This is a genomic window from Serratia sp. AKBS12 (assembly GCF_024793895.1).
Classification (GTDB): domain Bacteria; phylum Pseudomonadota; class Gammaproteobacteria; order Enterobacterales; family Enterobacteriaceae; genus Serratia_F.
This window is the reverse complement of sequence record NZ_JANUSB010000009.1, coordinates 31,476-57,754: the sequence shown is the minus strand read 5'-3', so window position 1 is coordinate 57,754 and position 26,279 is coordinate 31,476. Positions and strand designations below refer to the sequence as shown.

The 26,279-nt window shown below is 56.9% G+C and carries 23 protein-coding genes; 8 read left to right on the top strand and 15 right to left on the bottom strand.

Annotated elements, in window-relative coordinates; genetic code table 11:
• Window positions 1–25: 25 nt before the first annotated feature.
• The 3 genes from pspG to NYE85_RS06610 all read right to left on the bottom strand — a co-directional run bounded on the left by pspG (window position 26) and on the right by NYE85_RS06610 (window position 2,157).
• Entirely contained in the window at window positions 26–244 is a 219-nt protein-coding gene (gene pspG / locus NYE85_RS06620) for an envelope stress response protein PspG (protein ID WP_004957989.1), read from the bottom strand.
• A gap of 182 nt (window positions 245–426) precedes the next feature.
• Window positions 427–1,473, bottom strand: coding sequence for a tRNA dihydrouridine(20/20a) synthase DusA (gene dusA / locus NYE85_RS06615; RefSeq protein WP_259003882.1), 1,047 nt, complete (start codon window positions 1,471–1,473; stop codon window positions 427–429).
• A 111-nt stretch (window positions 1,474–1,584) separates the two neighbouring features.
• Window positions 1,585–2,157, bottom strand: a complete 573-nt coding sequence (locus tag NYE85_RS06610) for a sugar O-acetyltransferase (protein ID WP_259003881.1) — start codon at window positions 2,155–2,157, stop codon at window positions 1,585–1,587.
• A gap of 251 nt (window positions 2,158–2,408) precedes the next feature.
• On the opposite strand from NYE85_RS06610, the gene zur reads away from it, so the two are divergent.
• A complete protein-coding gene (gene zur, locus NYE85_RS06605) occupies window positions 2,409–2,918 on the top strand; it encodes a zinc uptake transcriptional repressor Zur (RefSeq protein WP_259003880.1) in 510 nt (169 codons plus the stop codon).
• Window positions 2,919–3,017: 99 nt separating this feature from the next.
• Here zur and NYE85_RS06600 read toward each other — a convergent pair whose 3' ends face one another.
• The 4 genes from NYE85_RS06600 to NYE85_RS06585 form a co-directional block, all read right to left on the bottom strand.
• A complete protein-coding gene (locus NYE85_RS06600; RefSeq protein ID WP_259003878.1) occupies window positions 3,018–3,227 on the bottom strand; it encodes a CsbD family protein in 210 nt (69 codons plus the stop codon).
• Window positions 3,228–3,539: 312 nt separating this feature from the next.
• Window positions 3,540–4,886, bottom strand: a complete 1,347-nt coding sequence (gene dinF, locus NYE85_RS06595) for an MATE family efflux transporter DinF (RefSeq protein ID WP_259003876.1) — start codon at window positions 4,884–4,886, stop codon at window positions 3,540–3,542.
• A 144-nt stretch (window positions 4,887–5,030) separates the two neighbouring features.
• Window positions 5,031–5,639: a transcriptional repressor LexA gene (lexA, locus tag NYE85_RS06590; RefSeq protein ID WP_004957863.1), complete on the bottom strand. Its 609-nt coding sequence runs from the start codon at window positions 5,637–5,639 to the stop codon at window positions 5,031–5,033.
• A 124-nt stretch (window positions 5,640–5,763) separates the two neighbouring features.
• Window positions 5,764–6,132: a diacylglycerol kinase gene (locus NYE85_RS06585; protein ID WP_259003874.1), complete on the bottom strand. Its 369-nt coding sequence runs from the start codon at window positions 6,130–6,132 to the stop codon at window positions 5,764–5,766.
• A gap of 128 nt (window positions 6,133–6,260) precedes the next feature.
• Between NYE85_RS06585 and plsB the strand changes: the two genes are divergently transcribed.
• Entirely contained in the window at window positions 6,261–8,726 is a 2,466-nt protein-coding gene (gene plsB, locus NYE85_RS06580) for a glycerol-3-phosphate 1-O-acyltransferase PlsB (protein WP_259003873.1), read from the top strand.
• A 71-nt stretch (window positions 8,727–8,797) separates the two neighbouring features.
• On the opposite strand, the gene ubiA is transcribed toward plsB, so the two are convergent.
• The 6 genes from ubiA to NYE85_RS06550 all read right to left on the bottom strand — a co-directional run bounded on the left by ubiA (window position 8,798) and on the right by NYE85_RS06550 (window position 14,963).
• Complete coding sequence (gene ubiA / locus NYE85_RS06575; protein ID WP_259003871.1) at window positions 8,798–9,664, bottom strand: 4-hydroxybenzoate octaprenyltransferase; 867 nt, start codon at window positions 9,662–9,664, stop codon at window positions 8,798–8,800.
• A gap of 17 nt (window positions 9,665–9,681) precedes the next feature.
• On the bottom strand, window positions 9,682–10,206 hold the full coding sequence (gene ubiC / locus NYE85_RS06570; RefSeq protein ID WP_259003870.1) for a chorismate lyase: 525 nt from the start codon (window positions 10,204–10,206) through the stop codon (window positions 9,682–9,684).
• A 249-nt stretch (window positions 10,207–10,455) separates the two neighbouring features.
• Window positions 10,456–11,346 (bottom strand): maltose operon protein MalM, encoded by an 891-nt coding sequence (malM, locus tag NYE85_RS06565; RefSeq protein WP_259003869.1) that lies wholly within the window; start codon window positions 11,344–11,346, stop codon window positions 10,456–10,458.
• 99 nt (window positions 11,347–11,445) lie between these two features.
• Window positions 11,446–12,738, bottom strand: a complete 1,293-nt coding sequence (locus NYE85_RS06560) for a maltoporin (RefSeq protein ID WP_309600858.1) — start codon at window positions 12,736–12,738, stop codon at window positions 11,446–11,448.
• Between the two features lie 157 nt (window positions 12,739–12,895).
• Window positions 12,896–14,005 (bottom strand): maltose/maltodextrin ABC transporter ATP-binding protein MalK, encoded by a 1,110-nt coding sequence (gene malK / locus NYE85_RS06555; protein WP_259003867.1) that lies wholly within the window; start codon window positions 14,003–14,005, stop codon window positions 12,896–12,898.
• Window positions 13,998–14,963: an alpha-amylase family glycosyl hydrolase gene (locus NYE85_RS06550; protein WP_259003866.1), complete on the bottom strand. Its 966-nt coding sequence runs from the start codon at window positions 14,961–14,963 to the stop codon at window positions 13,998–14,000. The genes malK and NYE85_RS06550 overlap by 8 nt, the downstream gene beginning before the upstream one ends.
• Before the next feature lie 351 nt (window positions 14,964–15,314).
• On the opposite strand from NYE85_RS06550, the gene malE reads away from it, so the two are divergent.
• The 3 genes from malE to malG all read left to right on the top strand — a co-directional run bounded on the left by malE (window position 15,315) and on the right by malG (window position 19,169).
• A complete protein-coding gene (malE, locus tag NYE85_RS06545) occupies window positions 15,315–16,511 on the top strand; it encodes a maltose/maltodextrin ABC transporter substrate-binding protein MalE (protein ID WP_259003865.1) in 1,197 nt (398 codons plus the stop codon).
• 180 nt (window positions 16,512–16,691) lie between these two features.
• Window positions 16,692–18,269: a maltose ABC transporter permease MalF gene (gene malF / locus NYE85_RS06540; RefSeq protein WP_259003864.1), complete on the top strand. Its 1,578-nt coding sequence runs from the start codon at window positions 16,692–16,694 to the stop codon at window positions 18,267–18,269.
• Window positions 18,270–18,278: 9 nt separating this feature from the next.
• Window positions 18,279–19,169: a maltose ABC transporter permease MalG gene (malG, locus tag NYE85_RS06535; RefSeq protein WP_259003863.1), complete on the top strand. Its 891-nt coding sequence runs from the start codon at window positions 18,279–18,281 to the stop codon at window positions 19,167–19,169.
• 80 nt (window positions 19,170–19,249) lie between these two features.
• Here the strand turns inward: malG and psiE are convergent, their stop codons facing one another.
• Window positions 19,250–19,657: a phosphate-starvation-inducible protein PsiE gene (gene psiE / locus NYE85_RS06530; RefSeq protein ID WP_259003861.1), complete on the bottom strand. Its 408-nt coding sequence runs from the start codon at window positions 19,655–19,657 to the stop codon at window positions 19,250–19,252.
• Window positions 19,658–19,872: 215 nt separating this feature from the next.
• Between psiE and NYE85_RS06525 the strand changes: the two genes are divergently transcribed.
• Together NYE85_RS06525 and adhP are read left to right on the top strand one after the other, a co-directional pair.
• On the top strand, window positions 19,873–21,309 hold the full coding sequence (locus NYE85_RS06525; RefSeq protein WP_259003860.1) for a capsule assembly Wzi family protein: 1,437 nt from the start codon (window positions 19,873–19,875) through the stop codon (window positions 21,307–21,309).
• A 155-nt stretch (window positions 21,310–21,464) separates the two neighbouring features.
• On the top strand, window positions 21,465–22,478 hold the full coding sequence (adhP, locus tag NYE85_RS06520) for an alcohol dehydrogenase AdhP (RefSeq protein WP_259003859.1): 1,014 nt from the start codon (window positions 21,465–21,467) through the stop codon (window positions 22,476–22,478).
• 86 nt (window positions 22,479–22,564) lie between these two features.
• On the opposite strand, the gene pgi is transcribed toward adhP, so the two are convergent.
• Window positions 22,565–24,211: a glucose-6-phosphate isomerase gene (gene pgi / locus NYE85_RS06515; protein ID WP_259003857.1), complete on the bottom strand. Its 1,647-nt coding sequence runs from the start codon at window positions 24,209–24,211 to the stop codon at window positions 22,565–22,567.
• Between the two features lie 244 nt (window positions 24,212–24,455).
• Between pgi and NYE85_RS06510 the strand changes: the two genes are divergently transcribed.
• Window positions 24,456–26,264 carry a sodium:proton antiporter gene (locus tag NYE85_RS06510; protein WP_259003856.1) on the top strand — a complete coding sequence of 603 codons (1,809 nt, stop codon included), beginning with the start codon at window positions 24,456–24,458 and terminating at the stop codon, window positions 26,262–26,264.
• The last annotated feature ends 15 nt before the right edge of the window (window positions 26,265–26,279 follow it).

Here is a 26,279-nt window from a genome sequence, read left to right as displayed (position 1 = left end):
GACAGTTTGATTAATCAGCAAAAAATCAATAGCGGCGAATTTGCGGCTTCTGTAGTGAACGGTAGATCCACACCCCCACCACCGCCAAAATCAACCACGGCAACAGCTTGATCACCATGGCAAACAGGCCACCAATCAACATGAAGGCCGCAGCTACCAGCAAAGCGGCAAAAACGCCCAATAGCGAAACGCCGGTGACCAACAGCATCAACACAAAGCCGACAAAAAAGAAAAGTTCCAACATGATTGCTCCTTGGTAAAACGGGTTTCTGCAGATTGTTTTGACAGAAAGAGACTGCCGGGAGTCTTACAAGAAGCGTGCCAAGTCGGCAAACGTGCCAAGCTGCTGAAATCAGGTAGATAGCACGTTGCAGGGCGCAACGTGCTTGGTGAGTTACACTAACTTTTAGTGAAATATTTAATCAATTACGCCATTTCGCAATGCGGCTGACGTACCAGATTCAGCGCCTGCTCGACGACACGCACGTCGGCCCCGGGCTTGTGGGCGTTTTCGCTCAGGTGACGACGCCATTGACGCGCCCCCGGGATCCCCTGGAACAGACCAAGAATATGACGGGTGATATGCCCCAGATAGGTGCCGTTGGCCAGTTCGCGTTCAATGTATGGATAGAGCGCTTCAATCGCCGCCACGCTGTCTTGTAACGGTGCCTGCGAACCGAACAGTTCGCGATCCACCTGCAGCAGAATGCCCGGATTCTGGTAGGCCTCACGCCCCATCATCACACCATCCAGATGCTGCAAATGCTGCCTGGCCTCTTCCAGCGTTTTGACGCCGCCGTTAATGGCGATGGTCAGCGCAGGGAAATCACGTTTGAGTTGATACACCCGCGGGTAGTCCAGCGGCGGCACTTCGCGATTTTGCTTCGGACTCAGTCCGGACAGCCAGGCTTTGCGCGCATGAATGGTAAACATATCGCATTCGCCGCGGCCAGCAACGGTTTCGATAAAATCGCACAGGAAGGCGTAGCTGTCCTGCTCGTCAATGCCTATCCGGGTTTTCACCGTGACCGGAATCGACACCACGTCGCGCATTGCCTTGATACAATCCGCCACCAGCGTCGCCTGCCCCATCAGGCAGGCGCCGAACATGCCATTCTGCACCCGATCGGAGGGGCATCCGACGTTAAGGTTGATTTCGTCATAGCCGCGCTGCTCCGCCAGTTTGGCACAGTGCGCCAGCGCCGACGGATCGCTGCCGCCCAGCTGCAACGCGACCGGGTGCTCTTCTTCACTGTACGCCAGATAATCGCCTTTGCCATGCACGATCGCGCCGGTGGTCACCATTTCGGTGTACAGCAGCGTTTCCTTGCTCAGCAGGCGGTGAAAATAGCGGCAATGACGATCGGTCCAGTCAAGCATCGGCGCAACGGAAAAACGGCTCGCAGGGAACGGCCGTTCAACGCCGGTTTGGCCGGCAAGCAGTGGAATATCAGTTTTCAGCGAATCAGTCATTACGGCTCTATTCAGGGTCTGGCGGTCAAAAAAGTAATCGCTGATTATAACGTAAACTGCCGCCGGGGCGAAACCACCGCGCCGCTCGCCGCTATGCGACTGAAAATAAAGCTATTCTAATGCACGTATTACTTTACATGGCTGCCCCAACGCCAAAACGTTGGCCGGAATGTCGCCGGTGACGATGCTGCCGGCACCGATGGTGCTGCCATCCCCAATGGTTACGCCCGGCAGGATCAGCACATTGCCGCCAATCCACACATTGCTGCCGATAGTTACCGGTCTGGCGGAGGTCAGAAATGGGAAGTTGGTATCACCGGTAAGGCGTTCGCTGGCTTTCAGTGGATGGCTCGGCGTATAGACCTGCAGGTTGGGACCGATCAGCGTGTTGTCGCCAATGGTTATGGTATTACAGTCGAGGAATACCGCATTGACGTTGATAAAACAGTTATCGCCGATACTGATGTGCTGGCCGTAATCGCACCAGAATGGCGTTTCAATCCAGCTCTGTTGCCCCCAATGCGCGAACAACTCGCGCAGCAGACGGTTTTTTTCGTCCATCTGCTGGGAATCCAATGCGCCCAACTGCTTGCTTAGCGTCCGAGCCCGGTGATACAGGCTTATCAATTCCGCATCGCGGCTGTTATAGATCTCGCCGCGCAGCAACTTTTCTCTTTCGGTCATCGCGTGTTCCTTTGGCCAAAGTGTTGCCAGGCGTTATAACGCCACGTGCGGGCAATGCCCAGACGAAAACCCCACAACGTTGATTTCAGTGCGCGCGCGCGACAGAAGTTGTGAGTCGATTCACGTTTTGCAGCCCCTGGCATGCGTATGTGTCGCTGCCGGGGTGATTAACGGGAGAAAATGGCTCAACTCTCGGCGAATTGACCGATACATGTTAAAATCGCCTTTTTTACGTACCGGGAATATTTGCCATGAACCCAACCAACCAGGAAAAGCTGCTCGCGCAGGCAGAACGACTCTGTCAGCAACGCAATGTGCGCCTGACGCCGCAACGGCTGGAAGTGTTACGCCTGATGGCTCAACAGCCCGGTGCGATCAGCGCCTATGATCTCCTCGATTTATTGCGCGTCGCCGAGCCGCAGGCCAAGCCGCCGACGGTCTACCGCGCGCTGGACTTTCTGCTGGAACAAGGATTTATTCACCGCGTTGAATCGGCGAACAGCTACGTGCTGTGCCACCATTTTGAACAGCCGATGCACACCTCTGCGCTTTTCATCTGCGATCGTTGCGGTCAGGTAACCGAACGCACCACCGCCGGGGTGGAGGAAACATTGCAAAAATTGGCAAAAGAGTCCGGTTTTGCTCTGCGCCACAGCGTGGTGGAAGCCCATGGCCTGTGTTCAGGCTGTGTTGAGGTGGAGTCCTGCGAAAGTAAGCACGATTGCGATCATGACCACAGCATCGTGATTAAAAAGAAATAGGCAGGCAGGTACATCTCTGTACCTATGGGCCAAGACATCCAGGGGGGAACGCTGGCCCAAGGGGTGTCAAAGCGCCGCGTTCAACTGCGGCGGAATGGGTTACCAGCGATACTTGTTCTGATCTTCCCAGGCTTTGACTTCTTCTTCGGCCGCCTCCCGCTGGTAGCCGTAACGTTCCTGTATTTTACCGACAAGCTGTTCACGTTTCCCTTCAATGACCGTCAAATCGTCATCGGTCAGCTTGCCCCACTGTTCCTTCACTTTACCTTTAAACTGCTTCCAGTTACCGTCGGCTTGATCTGTGTTCATAATCTCTCCGTTACCTGTGGTTAGTCAGCTTTAGATAAATCGGGCTGGCGCCTACTGATTAAAGTTTATGGCCGTTTAACGCTATACCAGCAATATAAAATCACCGCACAACCCGCCAGCCACATGACTAATTATAGTCACCAACAACGAAACGGCAGCAAACACCAGTTCAAAAAACCATTAACAAAGCAAATTACAGATAAATAAATTGATAAAACAGTGACTAAACGCCGTTCCAACGTCAAGGCGGAATGTAACCAGATATAAACAAAAAGCAAAAAATACAGCAACTAAACTAATGAATAGCCAAAATCAGTGGCTACCGGCGTGGGCAAACCAGGTGCCGTTCACGCTGTGCCGGTGCCAGATCCAACCTAATGCCAAGCCACGCAAGCCGAGAAATACCGCCAGGGCCAGCCACAAACCGTGGTTACCCAACCATGGCAAGGTAAACAGCGTCAGGCCATACCCGGCAGCGGCGACGGCCATGCTATTACGCATTTCCGCTCCGCGTGTGGCGCCGATAAACATACCGTCCAGCAAATAACACCACACGCCCACGAGCGGCAATAGCACCTGCCACGGCAGATAGAGATTGGCCAGGGCGCGCAACGCCGGCAACGAGGTCAGCGCAGCAACGATATACTGGCCGGCGACGGCATAAATCAGCGCAAATCCCAGCGCCACCATACATGCCTGCCGGCATGCCGCGCGCCAGACGCGTCGCAGTTGGCGATCGTCCCTTGCCCCATAAGCATGGCCGGAATGCGCCTCAACGGCATAGGCAAAACCGTCCAGCGCATAGGCGGTAAAGGTCAGCAGGTTCATCAGTACCGCGTTTACCGCCACCACCTCGCTGCCGAGGCGTGCACCAAAGATGGTCAACGAGGCAAAGCACAGCTGCAGCAACAGCGATCGCAGCATGATGTCGCGGTTAAGCGCCAGCAGGCGACGCAGATTACCGCGCCAGGCGTGGCGCAGCATCGCCGGCGTAATGCCACGCAGGCGCATCACCCGCCAACTGAGCCACAACCCCAGCAGCAGCGTGGCGTATTCGGCAATGGCGGTGGCGGTGGCTGCGCCCTGCACGTTCCAGCCCAGTCCCATCACCAACCAGATATCCAGCACGATATTCAGCAGGTTGCCAACGATCAGCAGGACCACCGGCGCGCGCACGTATTGCACGCCCAGCAGCCAACCCAACAACACCAGGTTTGCCAAGGCAGCCGGCGCGCTCAGCCAGCGGATTTCCAGGAACAGCCGGGCCTGCGCCAGCACCTCGGCGTCGCCACCGACGATGCTCAACGCCAGATCGATCAACGGCTGACGCAGCAGCACAATGGCCAAACCAGCCAGCAACGCCAGCACTAGCGGCTGCATAAAGGCGCGCGCCAGCGCGAGAGGATTCTGTGCCCCCAACGCCTGCGCGGCCAGACCGGTGGTGCTCATGCGCAGGAACAGCAACAGCATGAACAGGAAGCTGGTCGCCATCGAACCGACCGCCACGCCCCCCAGATAGTTCGGGCTGTCGAGATGACCAATCACCGCCGTATCCACCAAACCTAGCAGCGGTACGGTGATATTGGAAAAGATCATCGGCAACGCCAGACGCCACAGGGCTTTGTCGGTATCGCTGGTGAAGGTGGCAAGCAGGCGCATAGTAAAATGTTCCCGTAGGTACCCATACTCTGGCAAGGGGAGCGATTTACCGGCTACGCCTTGGAAGCTCTTGGGTATGATGATGTTTTGACGATGGCATCGCCCCAGCACGGGCTGAGGCGATAAAGTTCGGGGGACTGCGGGTTAGATCCAATCACCGTTGCGAATGACGCCGACGGCCAGGCCTTCAATGGTGAAGTTCTGCTGACGAAGATCGACAACAATCGGTTGAAACTCACTGTTTTCTGGCAGTAACTCTACCACGTTACCGTGTTTTTTCAGGCGCTTGACGGTAACTTCGTCTTCGATGCGCGCCACCACCACCTGGCCGTTACGCACGTCTTGGGTTTTATGCACCGCCAGCAGGTCGCCGTCAAGAATACCGATATCACGCATCGACATGCCGTTGACCCGCAGCAGGAAATCTGCGTTTGGCTTGAACAGGGAAGGATCGACCTTGTAGTGCCCTTCGATGTGCTGCTGCGCCAGCAGCGGCTCACCGGCGGCCACCCGGCCGATCAGCGGCAGACCGTCTTCATCTTCCATCAGCAGGCGAATGCCGCGCGATGCGCCAGAGACGATTTCGATGACGCCTTTTCGCGCCAGGGCCTTGAGGTGTTCTTCTGCGGCATTTGGCGAGCGGAACCCCAGACGCAGCGCGATCTCGGCACGCGTTGGCGGCATGCCCGTCTGCGAAATATGATCGCGAATCAGGTCGTAGACCTCTTGCTGTCTGGTAGTTAATGCTTTCATTCCGCCCCCTGTTTGTTTATACAGTCTTGCTGTGAGTATATACAGGTGAACGTGGATTGGGAACTGGAGAATGAATAAAAATCAGGGATTAGCGAGGTGTCGCGCAACTTCGATCGCCTCCCGCTCAAACCAGGTATTGCCACAGTACGCTGGCCCAGACGAACAGCGCCAGCGCAATCGCCAGCGATACCGCCGCCGATCCCATATCCTTGGCGCGGCCGGAAAGCTCGTGGTGTTCGGTGCCGATGCGATCGACAATCGCCTCAATTGCACTGTTGAGTATTTCGACAATCATCACCAGCACCACCGAACCGATCAATAAAATGCGGGCTATCGTCCCCACATCTAGCCAAATCGCCAGTATGATGGCCAGTACGGCCGCCACCAGTTCCTGGCGAAACGCGGCTTCATGCTGCCAGGCGGCGGTCAGTCCTTTATAGGAATATCCGAAAGCTTTGATGACGCGAGTCAAACCGGTTGCTTGATTTGCCATGTTGCGGTGTGCCTTTTATAAGTGATAAGTCATAATCTTAACGGCTCTGGTTTTTTTAACACCACAGATCTGCTACCCGGTTTCTGGTATGCTTGCGGCGCATTGCTAACAAGAGGCTTCACGTTGTTATGTCAGGTTGGCGTAAAATTTATTATAAATTATTGAATTTACCACTAAAACTGTTGGTAAGAAGTAAGGTTATCCCTTCAGATCCGGTCACGGAGTTAGGGTTGGATCCCTCACGGCCGATTCTGTATGTTTTACCTTATAATTCCAAGGCGGATTTATTGACGCTGCGCACCCAGTGCCTGGCGCAGGATCTGCCCGATCCGCTCACTCCGCTGGAGATCGACGGCGCGGTACTGCCGAGCTACGTGTTTATCCACGATGGCCCACGCGTATTCCGCTACTACACGCCGAAAGAAGAGTCAGTAAAACTGTTCCACGATTATCTCGATCTGCATCGCAACAATCCGGATCTCGATATCCAGATGCTGCCGGTTTCGGTGATGTTCGGCCGTTCGCCGGGGCGCGAAAGCCACGGTACGCCGCATCTGCGTCTACTAAACGGTGTGCAGAAGTTCTTTGCGGTACTGTGGTTGGGACGCGACAGCTTCGTGCGCTTCTCCAATACGGTGTCTCTGCGCCGCATGGCGACCGAGCACGGTACCGACAAGATTATCGCGCAAAAGCTGGCGCGCGTGGCGCGCATGCACTTTTCTCGGCAGCGTCTGGCGGCGGTCGGGCCTAGCCTGCCAGCACGTCAGGATCTGTTCAACAAGCTGCTGGCGTCCAAAGCGATTGAAAAAGCGATAGAAGACGAAGCGCGCAACAAAAAGATTTCGCACGAGAAAGCCCAGCAGAACGCCATTGCGCTGATGGAAGAGATCGCGGCAGACTTCTCTTACGAGACGGTGCGCCTGTCGGATCGCGTACTAAGCTGGACCTGGAACCGATTGTACCAGGGCCTCAACGTCACCAACGCCGAACGCGTGCGCCAACTGGCGCAGGACGGGCATGAAATAGTTTATGTGCCATGCCACCGCAGCCATATGGATTACCTGCTGCTGTCTTACGTGTTGTATCACCAGGGGCTGGTACCGCCGCACATTGCCGCCGGTATTAATCTTAACTTCTGGCCGGCCGGGCCGATCTTCCGCCGTCTTGGAGCGTTCTTTATTCGCCGCACCTTCAAAGGCAACAAGCTCTACTCGACGGTGTTTCGCGAATATCTCGGCGAACTGTTCACCCGCGGCTACTCGGTGGAATACTTCGTTGAAGGCGGTCGTTCGCGTACCGGACGCCTGCTGGAACCCAAAACCGGCACCCTGTCGATGACCATCCAGGCCATGCTGCGTGGCGGCACCCGCCCGATTACCCTGGTGCCGATCTACATCGGTTACGAGCACGTGATGGAAGTCGGCACCTACGCCAAAGAGCTGCGTGGTGCCACCAAAGAAAAAGAAAGCCTGCTGCAGATGCTGCGCGGTCTGCGTAAACTGCGCAACCTCGGCCAGGGTTACGTCAACTTTGGCGATCCATTGCCGTTAACCTCGTACCTCAATCAGCACGTGCCGCAGTGGCGGGAGTCGATCGACCCGATCGAAGCGCAGCGTCCAAGCTGGCTGACGCCGACGGTCAACGATCTGGCCGGCAAAATCATGGTGCGCATCAACAATGCCGCCGCCGCCAACGCCATGAACCTGTGCTCCACCGCGCTACTGGCTTCTCGCCAGCGCTCGCTGACCCGCGAGCAGTTGATTGAGCAGTTGGACTGCTATCTGCAACTGATGCGTAACGTGCCTTACGCCGGTGATGTCACCGTGCCGCAGCAGACGGCAGAAGAGCTGCTGGATCACGCGCTCAACATGAACAAGTTCGAAGTAGAAAAGGACAACATCGGCGATATCATCATTCTGCCGCGCGAGCAGGCGGTGTTGATGACCTATTACCGCAACAATATCCATCACTTGCTGGTATTGCCATCGCTGATCGCCACCATCGTGATGCACCACCGCCGCGTCTCGCGCAGCGAACTGTTGCGCCAAATCAGCCTGATTTATCCAATGCTGAAGGCTGAACTGTTCCTGCATTACGATACCGCTCAGCTGCCGGCAGTGTTGAACACGCTGGTCGACGAACTGGCTCGCCAACGGTTGATCTGCGACCAGGGCGAGGAGCTGGTACTTAACTCTGCACGCATTCGTCCGCTGCAACTGCTGGCAGCCGGCGTGCGTGAAACACTGCAACGCTACGCCATCACGCTGTCGATCCTGAGCGCCAACCCAAGCATCAACCGCGGCGCGCTGGAGAAAGAGAGCCGTATCATGGCGCAGCGTCTGTCGGTTCTGCACGGCATCAACGCACCGGAGTTCTTCGACAAGGCGGTATTTTCCACCCTGGTGGCCACGCTACGCGCCGAAGGCTATATCAATGACATCGGCGATGCAATCCGTGAGCACACCATGGAGGTTTACACCATGCTGAGCGATCTGATTACGCCGGAAATCAAGTTGACCATCGAGAGCGTCAGCCTGCCTGCGGAAGCTAACGCCTTGCCGCCAGCGGCGGAAGACTCCAAACAGGACGAGTAGACTGCGGCTACCACGAAAAAGGCACCCACAAGGGTGCCTTTTTTATCTGTATCGTTTATGGCGTCAACGCGTCAGATATAACTCAACGCGATACCGATAAACACCACCAGCCCGACGTAGTTGTTGTGTAAAAAGGCGCGGAAGCAGGCATCGCGATCGCGCGTGGCGATCTGCTGTTGCTGATGAATAAACAGCGCCCCCGCCAGCAGCAGCGACCAATAAAACGCCCCCCCCAACTGCGACAGATAGCCTACCCACAGCAACAGTAACAGCGTGGCGAACTGCAACAGGCCGACGATCAGCTTGTCATGGCGGCCAAACAGCACGGCGGTGGACTTGACGCCAATTTTCAGATCGTCGTCGCGATCGACCATGGCATACAGCGTATCATACGCCACCGTCCAGCAGATATTCGCCAGCAGCAGCAGCCAGCAGCTCAGCGGCAAGGCTTCGCTGACCGCGGCAAAGGCCATCGGGATACCCCAGCCGAACGCTGCGCCCAGCACCACCTGCGGCAGGTTGCTGACCCGTTTCATAAACGGATAAATCCAGGCCAGCGCCAGCGCCGCCAGCGACAGCCAGATGGTCATGGCGTTCAGCGTCAGCACCAGGGCAAAGGACACCAGCACCAGGATCACAAACAGGATTTTGGCCTCTTTTGCGCTAACGCGGCCGCTCGGTAATGGCCGTTTGGCGGTACGTTTGACATGACCGTCGAAATCACGGTCGGCGAAATCATTCACCACGCAGCCGGCCGCCCGCATCAGGAACACGCCCAATACAAATACCAGCAAAATGGATACCGGAGGCATGCCTTGCCCGGCCAACCACAGCGCCCATAGCGTCGGCCACAGTAACAGCAGGGTACCGATCGGCTTGTCAATACGCATCAAGTGGCAATAAGCCTGCCATTTACTTTGCTTCACGCTTCCTTCCACGATCTCTGCTCTCCTCGTCATGCCGGATCGACGCGGTTCGCCGTATAAATCGGCGATGCGGGTAAAAACAGCTCGGTCAGCAACAGCGGCTTACCCGCCAGACGCAGGCGGGAACGACGCGCCCACAAATCGTCTTGTCGACCAATATGAATGTAATCACGCGTCAGCGCCTCACTGCTGAACAGGTAGCGCCCCAACGGTACGGTGCCCAGATCGACCAGCGCCTGATCGGGGCCGGTCAGCGTTTCCAGTGGGATCACCGTGCGCCCCAACAGCCAGGGTTGGTTGTCACCCAGCAGGACGATTTCGCGCAGCCAATATCGTGGGCTTTCCGGCAGGTGTTCCGCTTCGTCACCCAGTTCGGCACGGCTGATAAAACCTTCGCGCTGCGGTTCAACATGCACCCGTTGGCAATGCCGTTCGAAGCGTCGGGTCATCGAGCCCAGCTCCATTAACCAATCATTAACCGCGGCGGGAACCACAGAGTGTGGTGCGGTGAGCCATTCCAGCGGAGGCAGGATGGATTCGCTAGTGCCAGACATTGATCTACTCCACATCAGGAGCGCGCGAACCGACCGCGCGCGCCAGACCATACAAACTGTTAACAGAAGGCCATTGTAACGCAGAAAATCAAAAGCGGCAGGGTGATTCGAAGAGGGGACGGCGGCTTATCGCCGTGCAGAGCATGAGAGGCCGCAGCATAACCGCGCCGGTGACGGTCAGCCAGCGGTGACGAAAAAAGGTGCGCCGAGGCGCACCAGTCATCGAGCCAGCATCGACAGCGTGGGGTACTACCCCTTGCCTTTCACGCTGCTGATAAAGGTTTCACGCGCGGTGGACGAACCCAGTCTTTCAGCTTCATTCATCAGTTTTAGCGCCTTGTCGATATCACCAGCCTTCACCGCCTGTCGTATACCGTTGTTGAAATAACTTTCGGTATCGTTCAGCATCGGCTCGGCCGGTTTCGCAGGTGCGCTGGCCGCAGGCGCGTTGGCGCCCACCACCACCGGCGCCGCTGCCGGCGCAGATTGCAGCATGCCGATCATCACGTTGCCGGTCCCCTGCTCAGCGGTGACTTTCAGCTTCAGCTGGCCGGAGGTGGTGTGACGGGCGATAGGATCGGGAATATCCGGCACCGCATTACCCACGCCGCGCGCATACGCCTTCGCCGGGTTGGTCAGCTGCGTGGTTTTGGTCAAATCCTGACGGGTGGTATATACCAGCAGATAGATTTGTTTCTGGCCCAGTGCCGGCGTCAGCTTCAGGGTGCCCTCCAGCCGATCGGCTGACATCACCCCTGGCGGCTGATACACAAAGTAACTGCTCGGGTAATAGGCGGCCGGTCGCTGATGCTCATCCAGCACCAGCACGCTCGGCGCGTAAAGCGCATTGTCTTTGGCAATACTGCTCAGGGTAATTTCCAGCGAGCCACGGTCGGCCGGCAGCGTATAGGCCGCCACCGCCCCTTGAATATCGCCCTGATTGATTTGCGGGCTGACGCTGTCCAGTTTTACATCCTGGCTGACCGGCGGTACCAGCGGCTGCCATGGCAGGCTTTGCAACGTGGCGGCACCAATCGCCGGCGCCACGGAGACGTTGGCCGGGGTAGCGGCGCTGGCCATCAGCGGCATACCGACCGACAGCGCCACGGACAGGCAGAGTGACAACAGATTTTTTTTCATTGTTATATCCCCATTCATGCCGGCAGCGGGCAGGCAAGCGCCACGCTGCCGGTAATCAGTGACGGGAAGAGGCGCAGGCGTCTTCCCACCGTGCCGGTATTACCACCAGATTTCCATCTGTGCGCCGAAGGTGACTTCATCGTCATTGCCGCGGCTGAAGGTGTGTGCGCTGCTATCGCTGTAGGCGGTACCGGTGGTATATGCCGAACCGGAATCGCTGTTGGCGTAGCCCCACTTCTCATCCCACTTGGCGTAGGTGGCAAACAGACGGATTGCCGGGCGTGACCAGATGCTGTCGCCCGCCTGCCATTGCTGAGCCAGCGTCACTTTGTACTGACCGTTGCGATCGCCGGTACGCTGAGACTTGACGTTGTCATAACCCGCTTCCAGCAAGGTGCTCATGATCGGCGTCCATTTATACATTGGCCGCACGCCCACGGTGTACCAGGTGCTGCCGTTGTCATTGTCACGGTCGATGTCCTGATACATCGCCACGTACATCAGCGCCCATTTATCATTGAAATCAATTGCGCCGTGATCCAGTACGCGGAACATATTGCCGTTGTTATCAACGCTGGAGCCCTGGTTACGGCCATTATTCTGTGAGGTCATCGAGTCGGAGGCGTATTGCAGGACAAATTTGTTGTAGCCGTTGAGGATGCTTTGCGTATGTTCTGCGGTGAACATCCAACCATCCTTGGAAGCGCCGTCAGCCAGATGATAACCGTCCTGCACGTTGGCACGACCGTAATCGACGCCAAACTCCAGCGTACCTCCCGGGTTGGTTTCCAGACCGGCCAGACGCACGTCGAACACGTCATTGACGGTTGGACGCTCATCCCATTCGTTATACAGATAACCGTAAGAACCGCCGGATTCACCGTTACGGGTTACCGCCATCGACAATTTGCCGAAGCCGAGATCCACGTTCTCCAGACCCGCACCCGGGCCGGAAATATCCCAGTAGTAGAAGTCGATCATGTGAACATCATGACGCTGGTAGAAGCGCTTACCGGCCCACAGCGTGGAGCCAGGCAGCCATTCGATCAGGTTTTTACCCTGCACATTCACTTCACGGAAACCCGGCGTGGTGTCTTCCCAGTCGGAACGCTGTGAAACCGAGTACGCCAGGTTGGTATCGAAGTAGAAGCTCTTGTCACCGTCTTTCCAGACTTCCTGACCCAGCTTTAATTCCGCGTAGGTTTCACATTCGTTGCCAAGACGGTATTTGCTGCCGGCGCCGGTAGCCTGGAAGCATTGCTGCTCACCGCCGCTGCCGGTCCAGCCAATACCGGAACGTGCGTAGCCATGAAAATCCACCGCCATCGCTGATGAAGAGAGAGCACCAGCGGCGACAGCCAGTGCCAGAGGGAGTTTGCGCAGAGTAGTCATCATTATTCTCCAGTTATACAGACCGTTACCCAATGGATTTCACGCGGCGGCATGAGCGCCGGGATGCGGCTCCCCCGCCGGCCGCGCAAGCAGGTGGCCGCGGGGAGAGTTCGCAGCCAACGCTGCCGTAGCGCAAAAGGCGCCGGGTTGTGGTGCTTTAAACGCCCAGCTCCTGATGCAGCCGTTTACACGCCGTTCCATCCTCGCGGAACAGGTGGCAACGGTGCGGCGGCAAGCCGATGGCGAATGTGGCACCTTCTTCTACCAGCACCACGTCGTTCTGGCGGTACACCAGGTTCTGACGGATTGCCGGGATTTGGATGTGGATTTGCGTCTCGTTGCCGAGCTGCTCTACCACCTGTACGTCACCTTCCAACGTCACTTCCGAGGCGTTGCTCGGCAGCAGATGTTCCGGGCGAATGCCCAACGACATGTTGGCACCGGCCACTACCCCGCTGCCATCCACCGGCAGCCAGACCAGCTGGCGGTTCGGCAGTTCGATCTGCACCCGCTGCGGCTCTGCGGCGGTCACCTTGACCGGCAGGAAGTTCATCTTCGGCGAACCGATAAAGCCGGCGACGAAACGGTTGGCCGGGTAGTGATATAGCTCCAGCGGCTTGCCGACCTGAGCAACGCGCCCGGCGTCAAGCACCACGATCTTGTCGGCCAGCGTCATCGCTTCCACCTGATCGTGGGTGACGTAAATCATGGTGCGCTGCAAGCGCTTGTGCAGACGGGAGATTTCGATACGCATCTGTACACGCAGCGCGGCATCGAGGTTGGAAAGCGGCTCGTCGAGCAGGAACACATCCGGCTCGGCCACCAGCGTACGACCGATCGCTACCCGCTGACGCTGCCCGCCGGACAACGCTTTCGGCCGCCGATCGAGCAAGTGCGCCAGCTGCAGTACTTCGGAAACCTGATTCACTCGCGCCTTGATTTCCGCCTTTTTCGCACCGGCCAGCTTGAGGCCAAACGACATGTTGTCCGCCACCGACAAGTGCGGATACAGCGCGTAGGACTGGAATACCATGCCGATACCGCGCTCGGATGGCGGAACTTCGTTCATGCGCGTTTCGCCGATAAACAAATCGCCCGAGGTAATGTCCTCCAACCCGGCGATCATGCGCAGCAGCGTCGATTTACCGCAGCCTGATGGCCCGACAAACACGACAAACTCTCCGTCGTCGATAGTCAGGTTGACGTCTCTGGATATCACGGCCTCGCCAAAGGCCTTATAAACGCTGCGCAGTGTGACGCTAGCCATGCGTTACTCCCCTGCTTTCGCAGTTAACATTCCTAGTGAAAATGGCGGAGGCAAACCCCGCCAAAACCCATTGATGACCCTCTTGGCCCTGCGCCGTCTGCCATGCCCATGGCATGGTCGCCTCAGACGGCGCGGCCGCCTGAGTATACGGCTGCAAATTAATCAGCGCTTCAAGGCTTTGATCCTGATGGGTAATAAGTAAGCGAACCAGGCCATTTTGCTGGCTGACCGCCTGCAGTTCACCGTGTTGAATTACCGGCAACCGGCGCAGCGCCAGCAATGAGCGGCAATACTGCAACGTGGATTGGCCATCGTGCTGCTGGCGGCTGATCGCCATGGCACGATGTTCGATGGCCACCTGCTGATACCAATGGATCTCCCCTGCGGTGACCTGTTCTGGTGCTTCGTGCCACGGCATCGGCGTTTGTGCGCCCTGCGGATCGTGCAGATCGGCGGCGTGTGGCAAGCCCAGCTCTTCGCCCTGATACAGGCAAACGGGAGCTGGCAGCAGCGCCAACAATGTCAGAAAGGCATCGGCGGAACGTAAATCTCCCTGCCCCCAGTGGCTGACCACGCGCGGCTGATTGGCGTCACCGGTGCTCCACACGCTGTCCGCCAGACGATGACGACGCGCATTGAGCACCTCAACCAGCTTTTCCGCACTGAACGGCACCACCTGCTGCGCCAACGGGCTGCTGGCGTACGGCTGGTCGTCCTGATACAGATAGCCGGCCTCATCGCCGTGCCACAGGGTCAAACCTCGCGCCGCCGCTGCGCCGCCGACATCCGCCAGCCAGGTTTGCGGTACCACCAGGCCATCCACCGACAGCGCTTCAAAATACGCCAGCGTACTCAGCAGCCCCTCGACGTCGCCAATGCCGTCGCCGTTGCCATCACGGAAACTCACCGGATGAATCCGGTACAACGTCGGGTGAGTGGCGCTACGCATTAACGACATAGGTACGGTTTCCTGCTGCAACGGGGATAAAAGTGATGCTGCCGATAGTGCGCGAACCGCAGGAAACGGTAATCATCCGTAACCGGGTTTTTCATGGGGGAGGAGACGGGAGGATGAGAGAACGACCCGGATGGTCACAGCGTCGGCACCTAAGACAAATCTGTGATCTGTCTGGCAAAAATCGTCGACCTTTTTGTGTCTAACCCCACAGAATAGGGCGTAATGTTAGCTGGATCACACTACCTGGCCATGGGGCGTAGACGGGGGGAGGATGAGCCCATGTCGCTTTGTCACCCACTATAAGCAACGAAATCACTCTCCTTACCGCAGTGCCCACAGAAGGATTGGACTATGACTCGCAGAATTACCACCACCGCGCGCACTCTGGCGCTGTCAGCATTGACGACGCTGGTGCTTTCTTCGTCGGCGTTTGCCAAGATCGAAGAAGGCAAACTGGTTATCTGGATCAACGGCGACAAAGGCTATAACGGCCTGGCTGAAGTCGGCAAAAAATTTGAAAAAGACACCGGCATCAAGGTCACCATTGAGCATCCGGACAAGCTGGAAGAAAAGTACCCGCAGGTCGCCGCTACCGGTGACGGTCCGGACATCATCTTCTGGGCGCACGACCGTTTTGGCGGCTATGCGCAGTCCGGTCTGCTGGCGGAAATCCATCCTTCCAAAGCCTTCCAGGACAAAATCTATCCCTTCACCTGGGACGCGGTACGCTACGACGGCAAGCTGATTGGCTACCCGGTGGCGGTGGAAGCGCTGTCGCTGATTTACAACAAGGATCTGATCAAGGAAGCGCCAAAAACCTGGGAAGAGATCCCGGCACTGGACAAAACGCTACGCGCCCAGGGTAAAAGCGCCATCATGTGGAACCTGCAGGAGCCGTACTTTACCTGGCCGATTATCGCCGCCGACGGCGGTTATGCCTTCAAGATGGAAAACGGCAAGTATGACGTCAAGAACGTCGGCGTAGCCAACAGCGGTTCGCAAGCCGGCCTGCAATTTATCGTCGACCTGGTGAAAAACAAGCACATCAATGCCGATACCGATTATTCCATTGCCGAAGCCGCGTTCAACAAAGGCCAGACGGCGATGACCATCAACGGCCCGTGGGCGTGGACCAATATCGACAAGAGCAACATCAACTACGGCGTGGCGCTGCTGCCCAGCTTCAAAGGCAAGCCGTCCAAAGCCTTCGTTGGCGTGTTGACCGCCGGCATCAATGCCGCCAGTCCGAACAAAGAGCTGGCGACCGAGTTTCTGGAAAACTATCTGTTAACCGATCAGGGTCTGGCTGACGTCAACAAGGATAAACCGCTGGGCGCCGTGGCGCTGAAGTCGTTCCAGACGCAGTTGGAAAAGGATCCGAAGATCGCCGCCACCATGCAGAACTCGCAGAATGGCGAAATCATGCCAAATATCCCGCAAATGAGCGCCTTCTGGTATGCGATGCGCAGCGCGGTGATTAACGCCGTCAGCAGTCGCCAAACGGTCAAGGCCGCGCTGGACGATGCGCAAACCCGCATCACCAAGTAATGTCGTTGTGCGGGATTAGCCTCCCCTGATCATGGCGTTACACCGCGACGGCTGGTACCTCCCTCCCCGGCAGCATGGCTAGCTATCTGTCCGGGGCAGGCGGACACCGCCAACCAAGGTGTAGCTTCAAGTATGATGGGGACGAGCGCCCCGCCGTTGCTGCAGAGAAAGGAACGCCCTATGCAATTAGCTCACGCCGGTTCGCCTGCGCGAAAAAAATCGAAGTGGTGGCAGAGTGAGGGATTGAAATGGCTGTGTATCGGCCTGCTCAGCCTGATAACCTGCTATCTGATTGTGTTGATGTATGCACAGGGTGAATATCTGTTCGCCATTATGACGCTGATCCTGATCGGCGCCGGGCTATACGTCTTCGCCAACCGGCGCGCCTATGCCTGGCGCTACGTGTACCCGGGCGTCGCGGGTATGGGGCTGTTTGTCCTGTTCCCGCTGATTTGCACCATTGCCATCGCCTTCACCAACTACAGCAGTACCAATCAGCTGACGTTTGAACGTGCCCAGTCGGTGTTGATGCAACGCCAGTTCCAGACCGGCAAGACTTTTACCTTCGGTCTGTATGCCGCAGCCAATCAGCAATGGCAGTTGCAATTGACTCATCCGGACAGCGGTGAACTGCTGGTGTCAGAGCCGTTCAGCCTTGACGCCAACCTGACGGAGCCGGTGAAGTTAACCGCGACCGCCAGCCAGCCCGCCACCGAACGCGCCACGCTGCGCGTCATTACCCAGCATCGTCAGACCCTGAGCCACCTGGTGGCGCAGCTGCCGGACGGCGGTGAACTGCGCATGAGCTCACTGCGCCAGTTTGCCGGCACCAGCCCGCTGTATCACGTCGCCGATGACGGCAAAACGCTGACCAACAACCAGACTCAGGTGCAGTATCGGCCGAATCAGGAGATCGGTTTTTATCAGGCGGTGAACGCCGACGGCAGTTGGGCCAAGGAAACGCTCAGCCCAGGCTATACCGTTACCACCGGCTGGAAGAACTTCCTGCGCGTATTGCAGGATGAAGGTATCAAAAAACCGTTTATCTCGATTTTTGTCTGGACCATCGTGTTTTCGGTGTTGACGGTTTTCCTGACCGTTGCCGTCGGCATGGTGCTGGCCTGCGTGGTGCAGTGGGAAGCGCTGAAAGGCAAAGCGGTTTACCGCGTGTTGCTGATCCTGCCGTATGCGGTGCCGTCGTTCATATCGATCCTGATCTTCAAGGGGCTGTTCAACCAGAGCTTCGGCGAAATCAACCTGATGCTCAGCGCGCTGTTTGGCATCAAACCGGCCTGGTTCAGCGATCCGCTCACCGCCAAGAGTATGATTATCATCGTCAATACCTGGCTGGGCTATCCCTATATGATGATCCTGTGCATGGGCCTGCTGAAGGCCATTCCGGACGATCTGTATGAAGCGTCGGCAATGGACGGCGCCAGCCCGTTGCAGAACTTCTTCCGTATCACCTTACCGTTGCTGATCAAGCCACTGACACCGTTGATGATCGCCAGTTTTGCCTTTAATTTTAACAACTTCGTGCTGATCCAGCTATTGACCAATGGCGGACCGGACATGATTGGCACCACCACCCCGGCCGGCTACACCGACCTGCTGGTCAGTTATACCTATCGCATCGCCTTTGAGGGCGGCGGCGGCCAAGACTTCGGCCTGGCGGCGGCGATCGCCACGCTGATCTTCCTGCTGGTCGGCGCGTTGGCGATTTTGAATCTGAAAGCCAGCAAGATGAATTTCGACTAGGAGAAAAAAATGGCGATGGTTCAACCCAAGTCTCAACGCATACGCCTGTTGCTGACTCACCTATTGATGCTGTGCTTTATCGCACTGATCATGTTCCCGCTGCTGATGGTGATCGCCATTTCGCTGCGCTCCGGCAACTTTGCCACCGGCAGCCTGATCCCCGAGGAGATCTCGTTCGAACACTGGCGGCTGGCGCTCGGTTTCAGCGTCACCCACGCCGACGGTAGCGTGACGCCGCCGCCTTTCCCGGTACTGCTATGGCTGTGGAACTCGATTAAAGTGGCGGTGATCACCGCCATCGGCATTGTCACACTGTCCACCACCTGCGCCTATGCCTTCGCACGCATGCGTTTTCGCGGCAAAAGCACCCTGCTGAAGAGCATGCTGATCTTCCAGATGTTCCCGGCGGTGCTTTCACTGGTGGCGCTGTACGCGCTGTTCGATCGTCTGGGGCAATACCTGCCGTTCATCGGCCTCAACACCCACGGCGGGGTGATATTCGCCTATATGGGCGGCATCGCGCTGCACGTCTGGACCATCAAGGGTTATTTCGAAACCATCGACAACTCGCTGGAAGAGGCCGCCGCGCTGGACGGTGCCAGCCCATGGCAGGCGTTCCGCCTGGTGCTGTTGCCGCTGTCGGTGCCGATTCTGGCGGTGGTGTTTATTCTGTCGTTTATCGCCGCCATCACCGAAGTGCCGGTGGCGTCATTGCTGCTACGCGACGTCAACAGCTACACGCTGGCGGTCGGCATGCAGCAGTACCTCAATCCGCAGAACTATTTGTGGGGGGACTTTGCCGCCGCAGCGGTGCTGTCGGCAATCCCGATCACCGCCGTCTTCCTGCTGGCGCAGCGCTGGTTGGTGGGAGGTCTGACCGCCGGCGGGGTCAAAGGGTAATTTTATGCTACTGCGATATGTTTGATGTATTTCTAAGCCTGTGTCTTCGGCGGCCCGCTGGGCCGCCCTTTTTATCCCTGCTATTCGCGTTTCAGCCGGTCGCTATTGGCCAGGAACAGCGTCACCACTAACAACAATATCGCCCCTGAATAAATCAGCGTATCGAATGGGTTTTTATGATCAACTATGATCAATCGGATGATGGCAGTGATGCCGATATAAATGAAATAACGCAGCGGGAAGTGGTAACCCGATTCAAAATACTTCACGATCAAGGCGATAAATTCAAAATACAAAAAGTAAATCACAATCCCTTCGATCAAGAGATACGAGGAAGACTCCTCGCTATTGATAAACAATACTTTTGCCAGATGGATGGTTTCCTTCACCAGGAACACCACCAGGATCGCCGCCAACAGCAATAAACCGACGTTGAGTACCCGTTGCAACCCTTTGGCGATGATTATCGAGCGCGAGGTTTTTGCCATACTTTCATTCCCTTATTTTTCAATTAAATACGTTATTTCTGTCCTATTGGGGTAATGTACAATTACCGACCAATTATCGGAAATTCCTTATAAAGCATCGCACAGCACTTAGGTTATGATCATGCTCGGTGATATGTTTGTTGCAATTAGAAATGCAAACTATCATTGTGCGTAAATAATTTACATAAAACACAAACTTCAAAGGGATCCTTCCTATGCGCGCTAAACTCAATGGATTGGTCGCTGCTGGCCTGTTTTCCTGTGCGTTAACCGGCCATGCCAGCGGCCTGGTTACCCCTGATAACGATCTGCGTAACGACCTTGCCTGGCTATCCGATCGCGGCGTAATTAACGTCAGCCTGTCGACCTGGCCACTGAGTCAAGAAGAGATCAGCTCGGTGATTTCACAGGCCAAGCCGGTCACCAACACCGAGAAAAACGTGATTGAACGCGTTCAGCGTCGCGTAGGTGAACTGAAATCCAACGTTCGCATCACCGGCTATGCTTCAACCGACAAGCCAGGCACCCCGCAGGGCTTTGGCCAAAACGAATATGCCGACGATCGCCTGACCGTTGGCGTCGGCGGCAGCGGTGACTATTGGGATGTCCGCCTGCAAGGCTCGGTTGAAGGTGACCAGCGCGTGGGTGACAGCTCCAAGTTCAACCTGCAAGGCTCCTACGGCGCGGTAAAAATATGGAACCAGTGGCTCTCCTTTGGCGAAGTGTCACAATGGTGGGGGCCGGGCTATGACGGCAGCCTGATTCGCTCCGACGCCGCCCGCCCGGTAACCGGCTTTATGATGCAGCGCGCCGATCAATCACCGTTTGAAACACCTTGGCTGTCGTGGATTGGTCGCTGGCAGTACCAGCTGACCGCCGGCCAGCTGTCGCAATACACTTCCGTCCCTCATACCAAGCTGATCGGTGGGCGACTCACCATGATGCCGACCAACTTCCTCGAACTGGGTGCATCGCGCATCATGCAATGGGGCGGAGAAGGTCGACCGCAATCCTGGAGTTCCTTCTGGGATGCCTTCAGCGGTAATGACAATGACGACTCGGGCCAAGGGAACGATCCTGGCAACCAACTGGCCGGTTTCGACTTCAAATTGAAAATGCAGCCGCTGATTGGTCTGCCGGTCAGTCTGTATGGCCAACTGGTCGGGGAAGATGAGGCAGGCTTCCTACCGTCGCAAAATACTTACCTGTTGGGCCTGGAAGGCCACCCCGAATGGGGTCCTACCACCATTAACTGGTATATCGAAGGCGCAGACACGCGTGCCGATATGAGCCGCAATAGATATGTCTATACTCACTACACCTACAAAGGCGGCTACTACCAGCAGGGTTACCCGCTGGGTCACGCCATGGGCGGCGACGGCCAGATGCTGTCCGGCCGGGTAGAGATGGTACTGGATGATGGCCAACGCTGGAGCACCCGACTGGTCTACGCCAAGGTCAACCCGAACAACCAGAGCATCAACCAGGCTTTCCCACGCTCTGATACCCTCAAGGGCATCCAGCTGGGTTGGGGCTACAACTTCGACTCTCAGGTCAAGTTCGACACCAGCCTGTGGTATACCGATAACAACCACAGCACCGCCGACGACGTTGGCGCCGGCATCAGCCTTGAAGTGCCTATCAACCTGTAACGGTTAACGCTGCCCCGCATAAAGCCAGTCGATGACATGCCGACTGGCTTTTTTGTGCCTTGCCGTCGCATATCTGCCCTATCTCTGCGCCATGCCCACCGTCTGCCCGATTCTGCGCTATCTTTTAACTTTGTTATCAAGAGGGTCAAAACAAGATGAAAGCAGCCGTTGTCAATCAGGACCATTCGATCGCTATCGTCGACAAAAAGCTCCGCCCGCTGCAACACGGCGAAGCCTTGCTCAGGATGGAATGCTGCGGGGTATGCCATACCGATCTGCATGTCAAAAATGGCGATTTCGGCGATAAAACCGGGGTTATTCTGGGACATGAAGGCATTGGTATCGTCAAGTCTGTCGGTCCGGGTGTCAGCTCGCTACGGGTCGGCGATCGTGCCAGCGTCGCCTGGTTTTATCAGGGTTGCGGGCACTGCGAATACTGTACTACCGGTAACGAAACCCTGTGTCGCGAGGTGAAAAACGCCGGTTACACCGTCGATGGCGGCATGGCGGAAGAGTGCATCGTGGTGGCCGACTATGCGGTGAGAGTACCGGACGGCCTCGATTCGGCGGCCGCCAGCAGCATTACCTGCGCCGGCGTCACCACCTATAAGGCGGTGAAAATGTCGGGCGTGGCCCCCGGACAGTGGATCGCCATTTACGGCCTGGGCGGGCTGGGCAATCTGGCGCTGCAATATGCAAAAAACGTGTTTAACGCCAAAGTGATCGCTATTGACGTCAATGATGAACAACTGAAATTTGCCAGCGAAATGGGCGCCGATCGGGTGATCAACTCATCGAAAGAGGACGCGGCGAAGATTATTCAGACCGAAATGGCCGGCGCACACGCAGCGGTGGTGACCGCCGTCGCCAAAGCCGCGTTTAACTCTGCGGTGGACGCCATGCGCGCCGGTGGCCGCATCGTGGCCGTCGGCCTGCCACCGGAATCCATGAGCCTGAATATTCCACGACTGGTGCTGGACGGCATTCAGGTTGTCGGCTCGCTGGTCGGCACGCGTGAAGATCTGAAGGAAGCGTTCCAGTTCGCCGCCGAGGGCAAAGTGGCGCCGGCGGTGACCAAGCGCCCGCTGGAAGACATCAATGCCATTTTCCATGAAATGGCGCAAGGCAAGATCAAAGGCCGCATGGTGATTGACTTCACATCGCGCTAATGTTGATCGACGGCAATAAAAAAACCCGCCGCGCGGGTTTTTTATTGTCTCGGTGCGAGCGCGCGGTTAAGCACCCGGCCCCTGGATTAACGCCATGCTTTAAAGCGATTGATCAGCGCGTTGGTCGAGCTGTCGTGGCTGGTAACCGGTTCGGCACTGGTCAGTTCCGGCAAAATGCGATTAGCCAGCTGTTTGCCCAACTCCACGCCCCACTGGTCGAAGGTGAAAATGTTCAAGATGGCGCCCTGAGTGAAGATTTTGTGCTCATAGAGCGCAATCAGGCTGCCCAGACTGAACGGGGTGATTTCACGCAGCAGAATCGAGTTGGTCGGACGGTTGCCTTCAAACACCTTGAACGGCGCCACGTGCTTGACCTCTTCCGGCTTTTTGCCCTGGGCAGCGAACTCTTCCTCTACCACCTCAAGCGATTTGCCAAACGCCAGCGCTTCGGTTTGCGCAAAGAAGTTGGACAGCAGTTTGGCGTGGTGGTCGCTCAGCGGATTGTGACTGATGGCCGGCGCGATAAAATCGCAAGGGACCAGTTTGGTGCCCTGGTGAATCAGCTGATAGAACGCATGCTGGCCGTTGGTGCCCGGCTCGCCCCAGATAATCGGACCGGTCTGGTAATCCACCGGATTGCCGTTGCGATCGACATATTTGCCGTTGGATTCCATATTGCCCTGCTGGAAATACGCGGCAAAACGATGCATGTATTGATCATACGGCAGAATCGCTTCGGTTTCGGCACCAAAGAAATTGTTGTACCAGATGCCAATCAACGCCAGCAGTACCGGCAGGTTCTGCTCGGCCGGAGTTTCTGCGAAGTGTTTGTCCATCGCATGGGCGCCGCTCAGCAGCTGTTCGAAATTGTCAAAGCCCAGCGACAGCGCGATTGACAGACCGATCGCCGACCACAGGGAATAACGACCACCGACCCAGTCCCAGAATTCGAACATGTTGGCGGTATCAATGCCGAATTCCGCTACCGCCTGGCCGTTGGTAGACAGCGCGGCGAAATGCTTGGCCACGTGCTGCCGATCGCCGGCGAACTTCAGGAACCATTCACGCGCGCTATGGGCATTGGTCATGGTTTCCTGGGTAGTAAAGGTTTTGGACGCCACCAGGAACAGCGTGGTTTCCGGGCTCAGTGGTTTGAGCGTTTCGGCGATGTGCGTGCCGTCAACGTTGGACACAAAGTGCATGTTCAGGTGGTTCTTGTACGGACGCAGCGCTTCGGTCGCCATATACGGGCCAAGATCGGATCCGCCGATACCGATGTTCACCACGTCGGTAATCGCCTTGCCGGTGTAGCCTTTCCACTCGCCGCCTATCACCCGGTCGCAGAATTGTTTCATCTTCGCCAGAACCGCATTGACCTCCGGCATCACGTCTTTACCGTCAACGATGATCGGCGTGTTACTGCGGTTGCGCAGAGCAACGTGCAGCACCGCGCGGTCTTCGGTGCGGTTAATCTTCTCACCGGCGAACATGGATTTGATGGCGCCATGCAAATCCGTTTCCTTCGCCAGGGCCTGCAGCTTTTCCAGCGTTTCTGCGGTGATGCGGTTTTTGGAATAGTCCACCAGCATCTGATCGTTAAAGGTGGCGGAAAACTTGGAGAAACGCTCGCTATCCTGCGCAAACAGATCGGCGATCCGTATGTCTTTCATTTGTTCAAAATGTTGCTGCAGGGCTTGCCAAGCAGCGGTTTGACTAGGATTGATATTTTTCATAGCAACGCTCTTATGCTTGAGAATGAATGTGACGTGATGTCCCGATTGTAGCCTGTTCGACTGTGATTACGATCTCTTTTCTTGCGATAGGCGTTAACTGTCAAAACGCCGCGCGCGCTTTTTACTTTTTAGCAACAGACTCCCTATACTTCAGCTAACAGCGGATAGCGCTGGGTTGTCAAACTGTCAGCGGAATGTGGCAGAATTGACGGTTGGTAGTCGTTTTTTGGAAAGGGAACTCGTTATGGAATTATCTGCCCCGTTGATGCTGGTAGTGATTGGTTTGAGCTCGTTATTGGCGCAATGGCTCGCCTGGCTGCTGCGCCTGCCGGCCATTCTGCCGCTGTTGCTGATTGGGATTGTGCTGGGGCCGGTGATGCATACGGTGCAGCCGGACGTACTGTTCGGCGATCTGCTGTTCCCGCTGGTGTCGCTGTCGGTGGCGATCATCCTGTTCGAAGGCGCGTTGACGCTGCGGGTAGACGAAATCCGCGGTCTGGGCGGCGTGGTGCGCAATCTGGTGACCATTGGCATGCTGGTGACCTTTTTGGTTATCAGCGTCGCCTGCTGGTGGCTGCTGGACTTCCCGCCGGAACTGGCGGCGCTGATCGGCGCGGTAACGGTGGTGACCGGCCCTACGGTGATCGCCCCGCTGATGCGCGTGGTGCGGCCGAATGCCAACATCAACCAGGTGCTGCGCTGGGAAGGGATCGTCATCGATCCGGTCGGTGCCATCTTCACATTGCTGGTGTTTGAATTTATCTCTCTGCAACAGCACGCCGAATCCTATACCCATCTGTTCTGGACGCTGGGCACCACTGCCGCCGTCGGGCTGATCGCCGGCGCGCTGTTCGGCTACCTGCTTGGCGTGGCGCTGCGCCGCGTCTGGCTACCGCGCTACCTGCAAAACCTGGCGGTGTTGGCGATCATGCTCACCGCCTTTGGCCTGTCCAACGCCATCGCCGACGAATCCGGCTTGCTGACGGTCACGGTGATGGGCATTTGGCTGGCCAATATGCGCGATGTCGATACCAGCGATATTCTGGCTTTCAAGGAAGAGCTGTCAGCCATCCTGATCTCCGCGCTGTTTATCATTCTGGCGGCGCGGCTGGATATCAACGCGTTGTGGAACATGGGCTGGCCGCTGTTGATCCTGCTGCTGGTCGTGCAGTTTATCGCCCGACCGCTGTGCATTGCGGTATCGACCTGGCGATCGACCCTACACTGGCGCGACCGCCTGCTGCTGTGCTGGATTGCACCGCGCGGCATCGTGGCGGCAGCGGTCAGTTCGCTGTTTGCGCTGACCCTGCAACGCAGCGGCTACCAAGGCGCCGATCGGTTGGTGACGGTGGTATTCGCCATTATTATCGGTACCGTGGTGCTGCAAAGCCTGACCAGCGGCATGATGGCGCGCTGGCTGCGGGTTCAGCAACAAAAACCGCGCGGGGTGCTGATCGTCGGTGCCAACAGCGTCGCCCGTACGCTGGCACAGGCGCTGATGAAAATGAACATTCCGGTGATGGTTACCGACAGCAGTTGGGAATATTATCGCCAGGCGCGCATGGAAGGCATTCCAGCCTATTATGGCCACGCCTATTCCGAACACGCCGAAAACACCCTCGATCTGAGCGATACCGCGCAGGTGTTGGCGCTGTCGCCCAACCGGCATCAAAACGCGCTGGCGGTGTATCACTTTGGCCATCTGTTTGGCGAAGACCAGGTGTTCGCCATTCGCTCCGGCGCGCCGCTCAAGGGACGCAACAACAGTTCGGAAAGCTCGCGCTTTCGTCGCCATGAAATCCTGTTCAATCAGGAGGCCACTTATGGCCGTTTAAGCAGCCTGATCGCCAGGGGCTGCACCATCAAGGCCACCAAGCTCAACGAGAACTTTGGCTGGTTGGAATATCTCGAGAAAAATCGTGGGGTTATCCCACTATTTTGCCAACGGGATGACGGCAGTTTGCAACCGATCGGCGCAGGTTCAACGCCGTCGATGCCCTGTACGCTGATTGCGCTGGTACAAGATGAAAATCCCTCAGCGTCAGACCGTTGACAGCAGCGGTTAAAC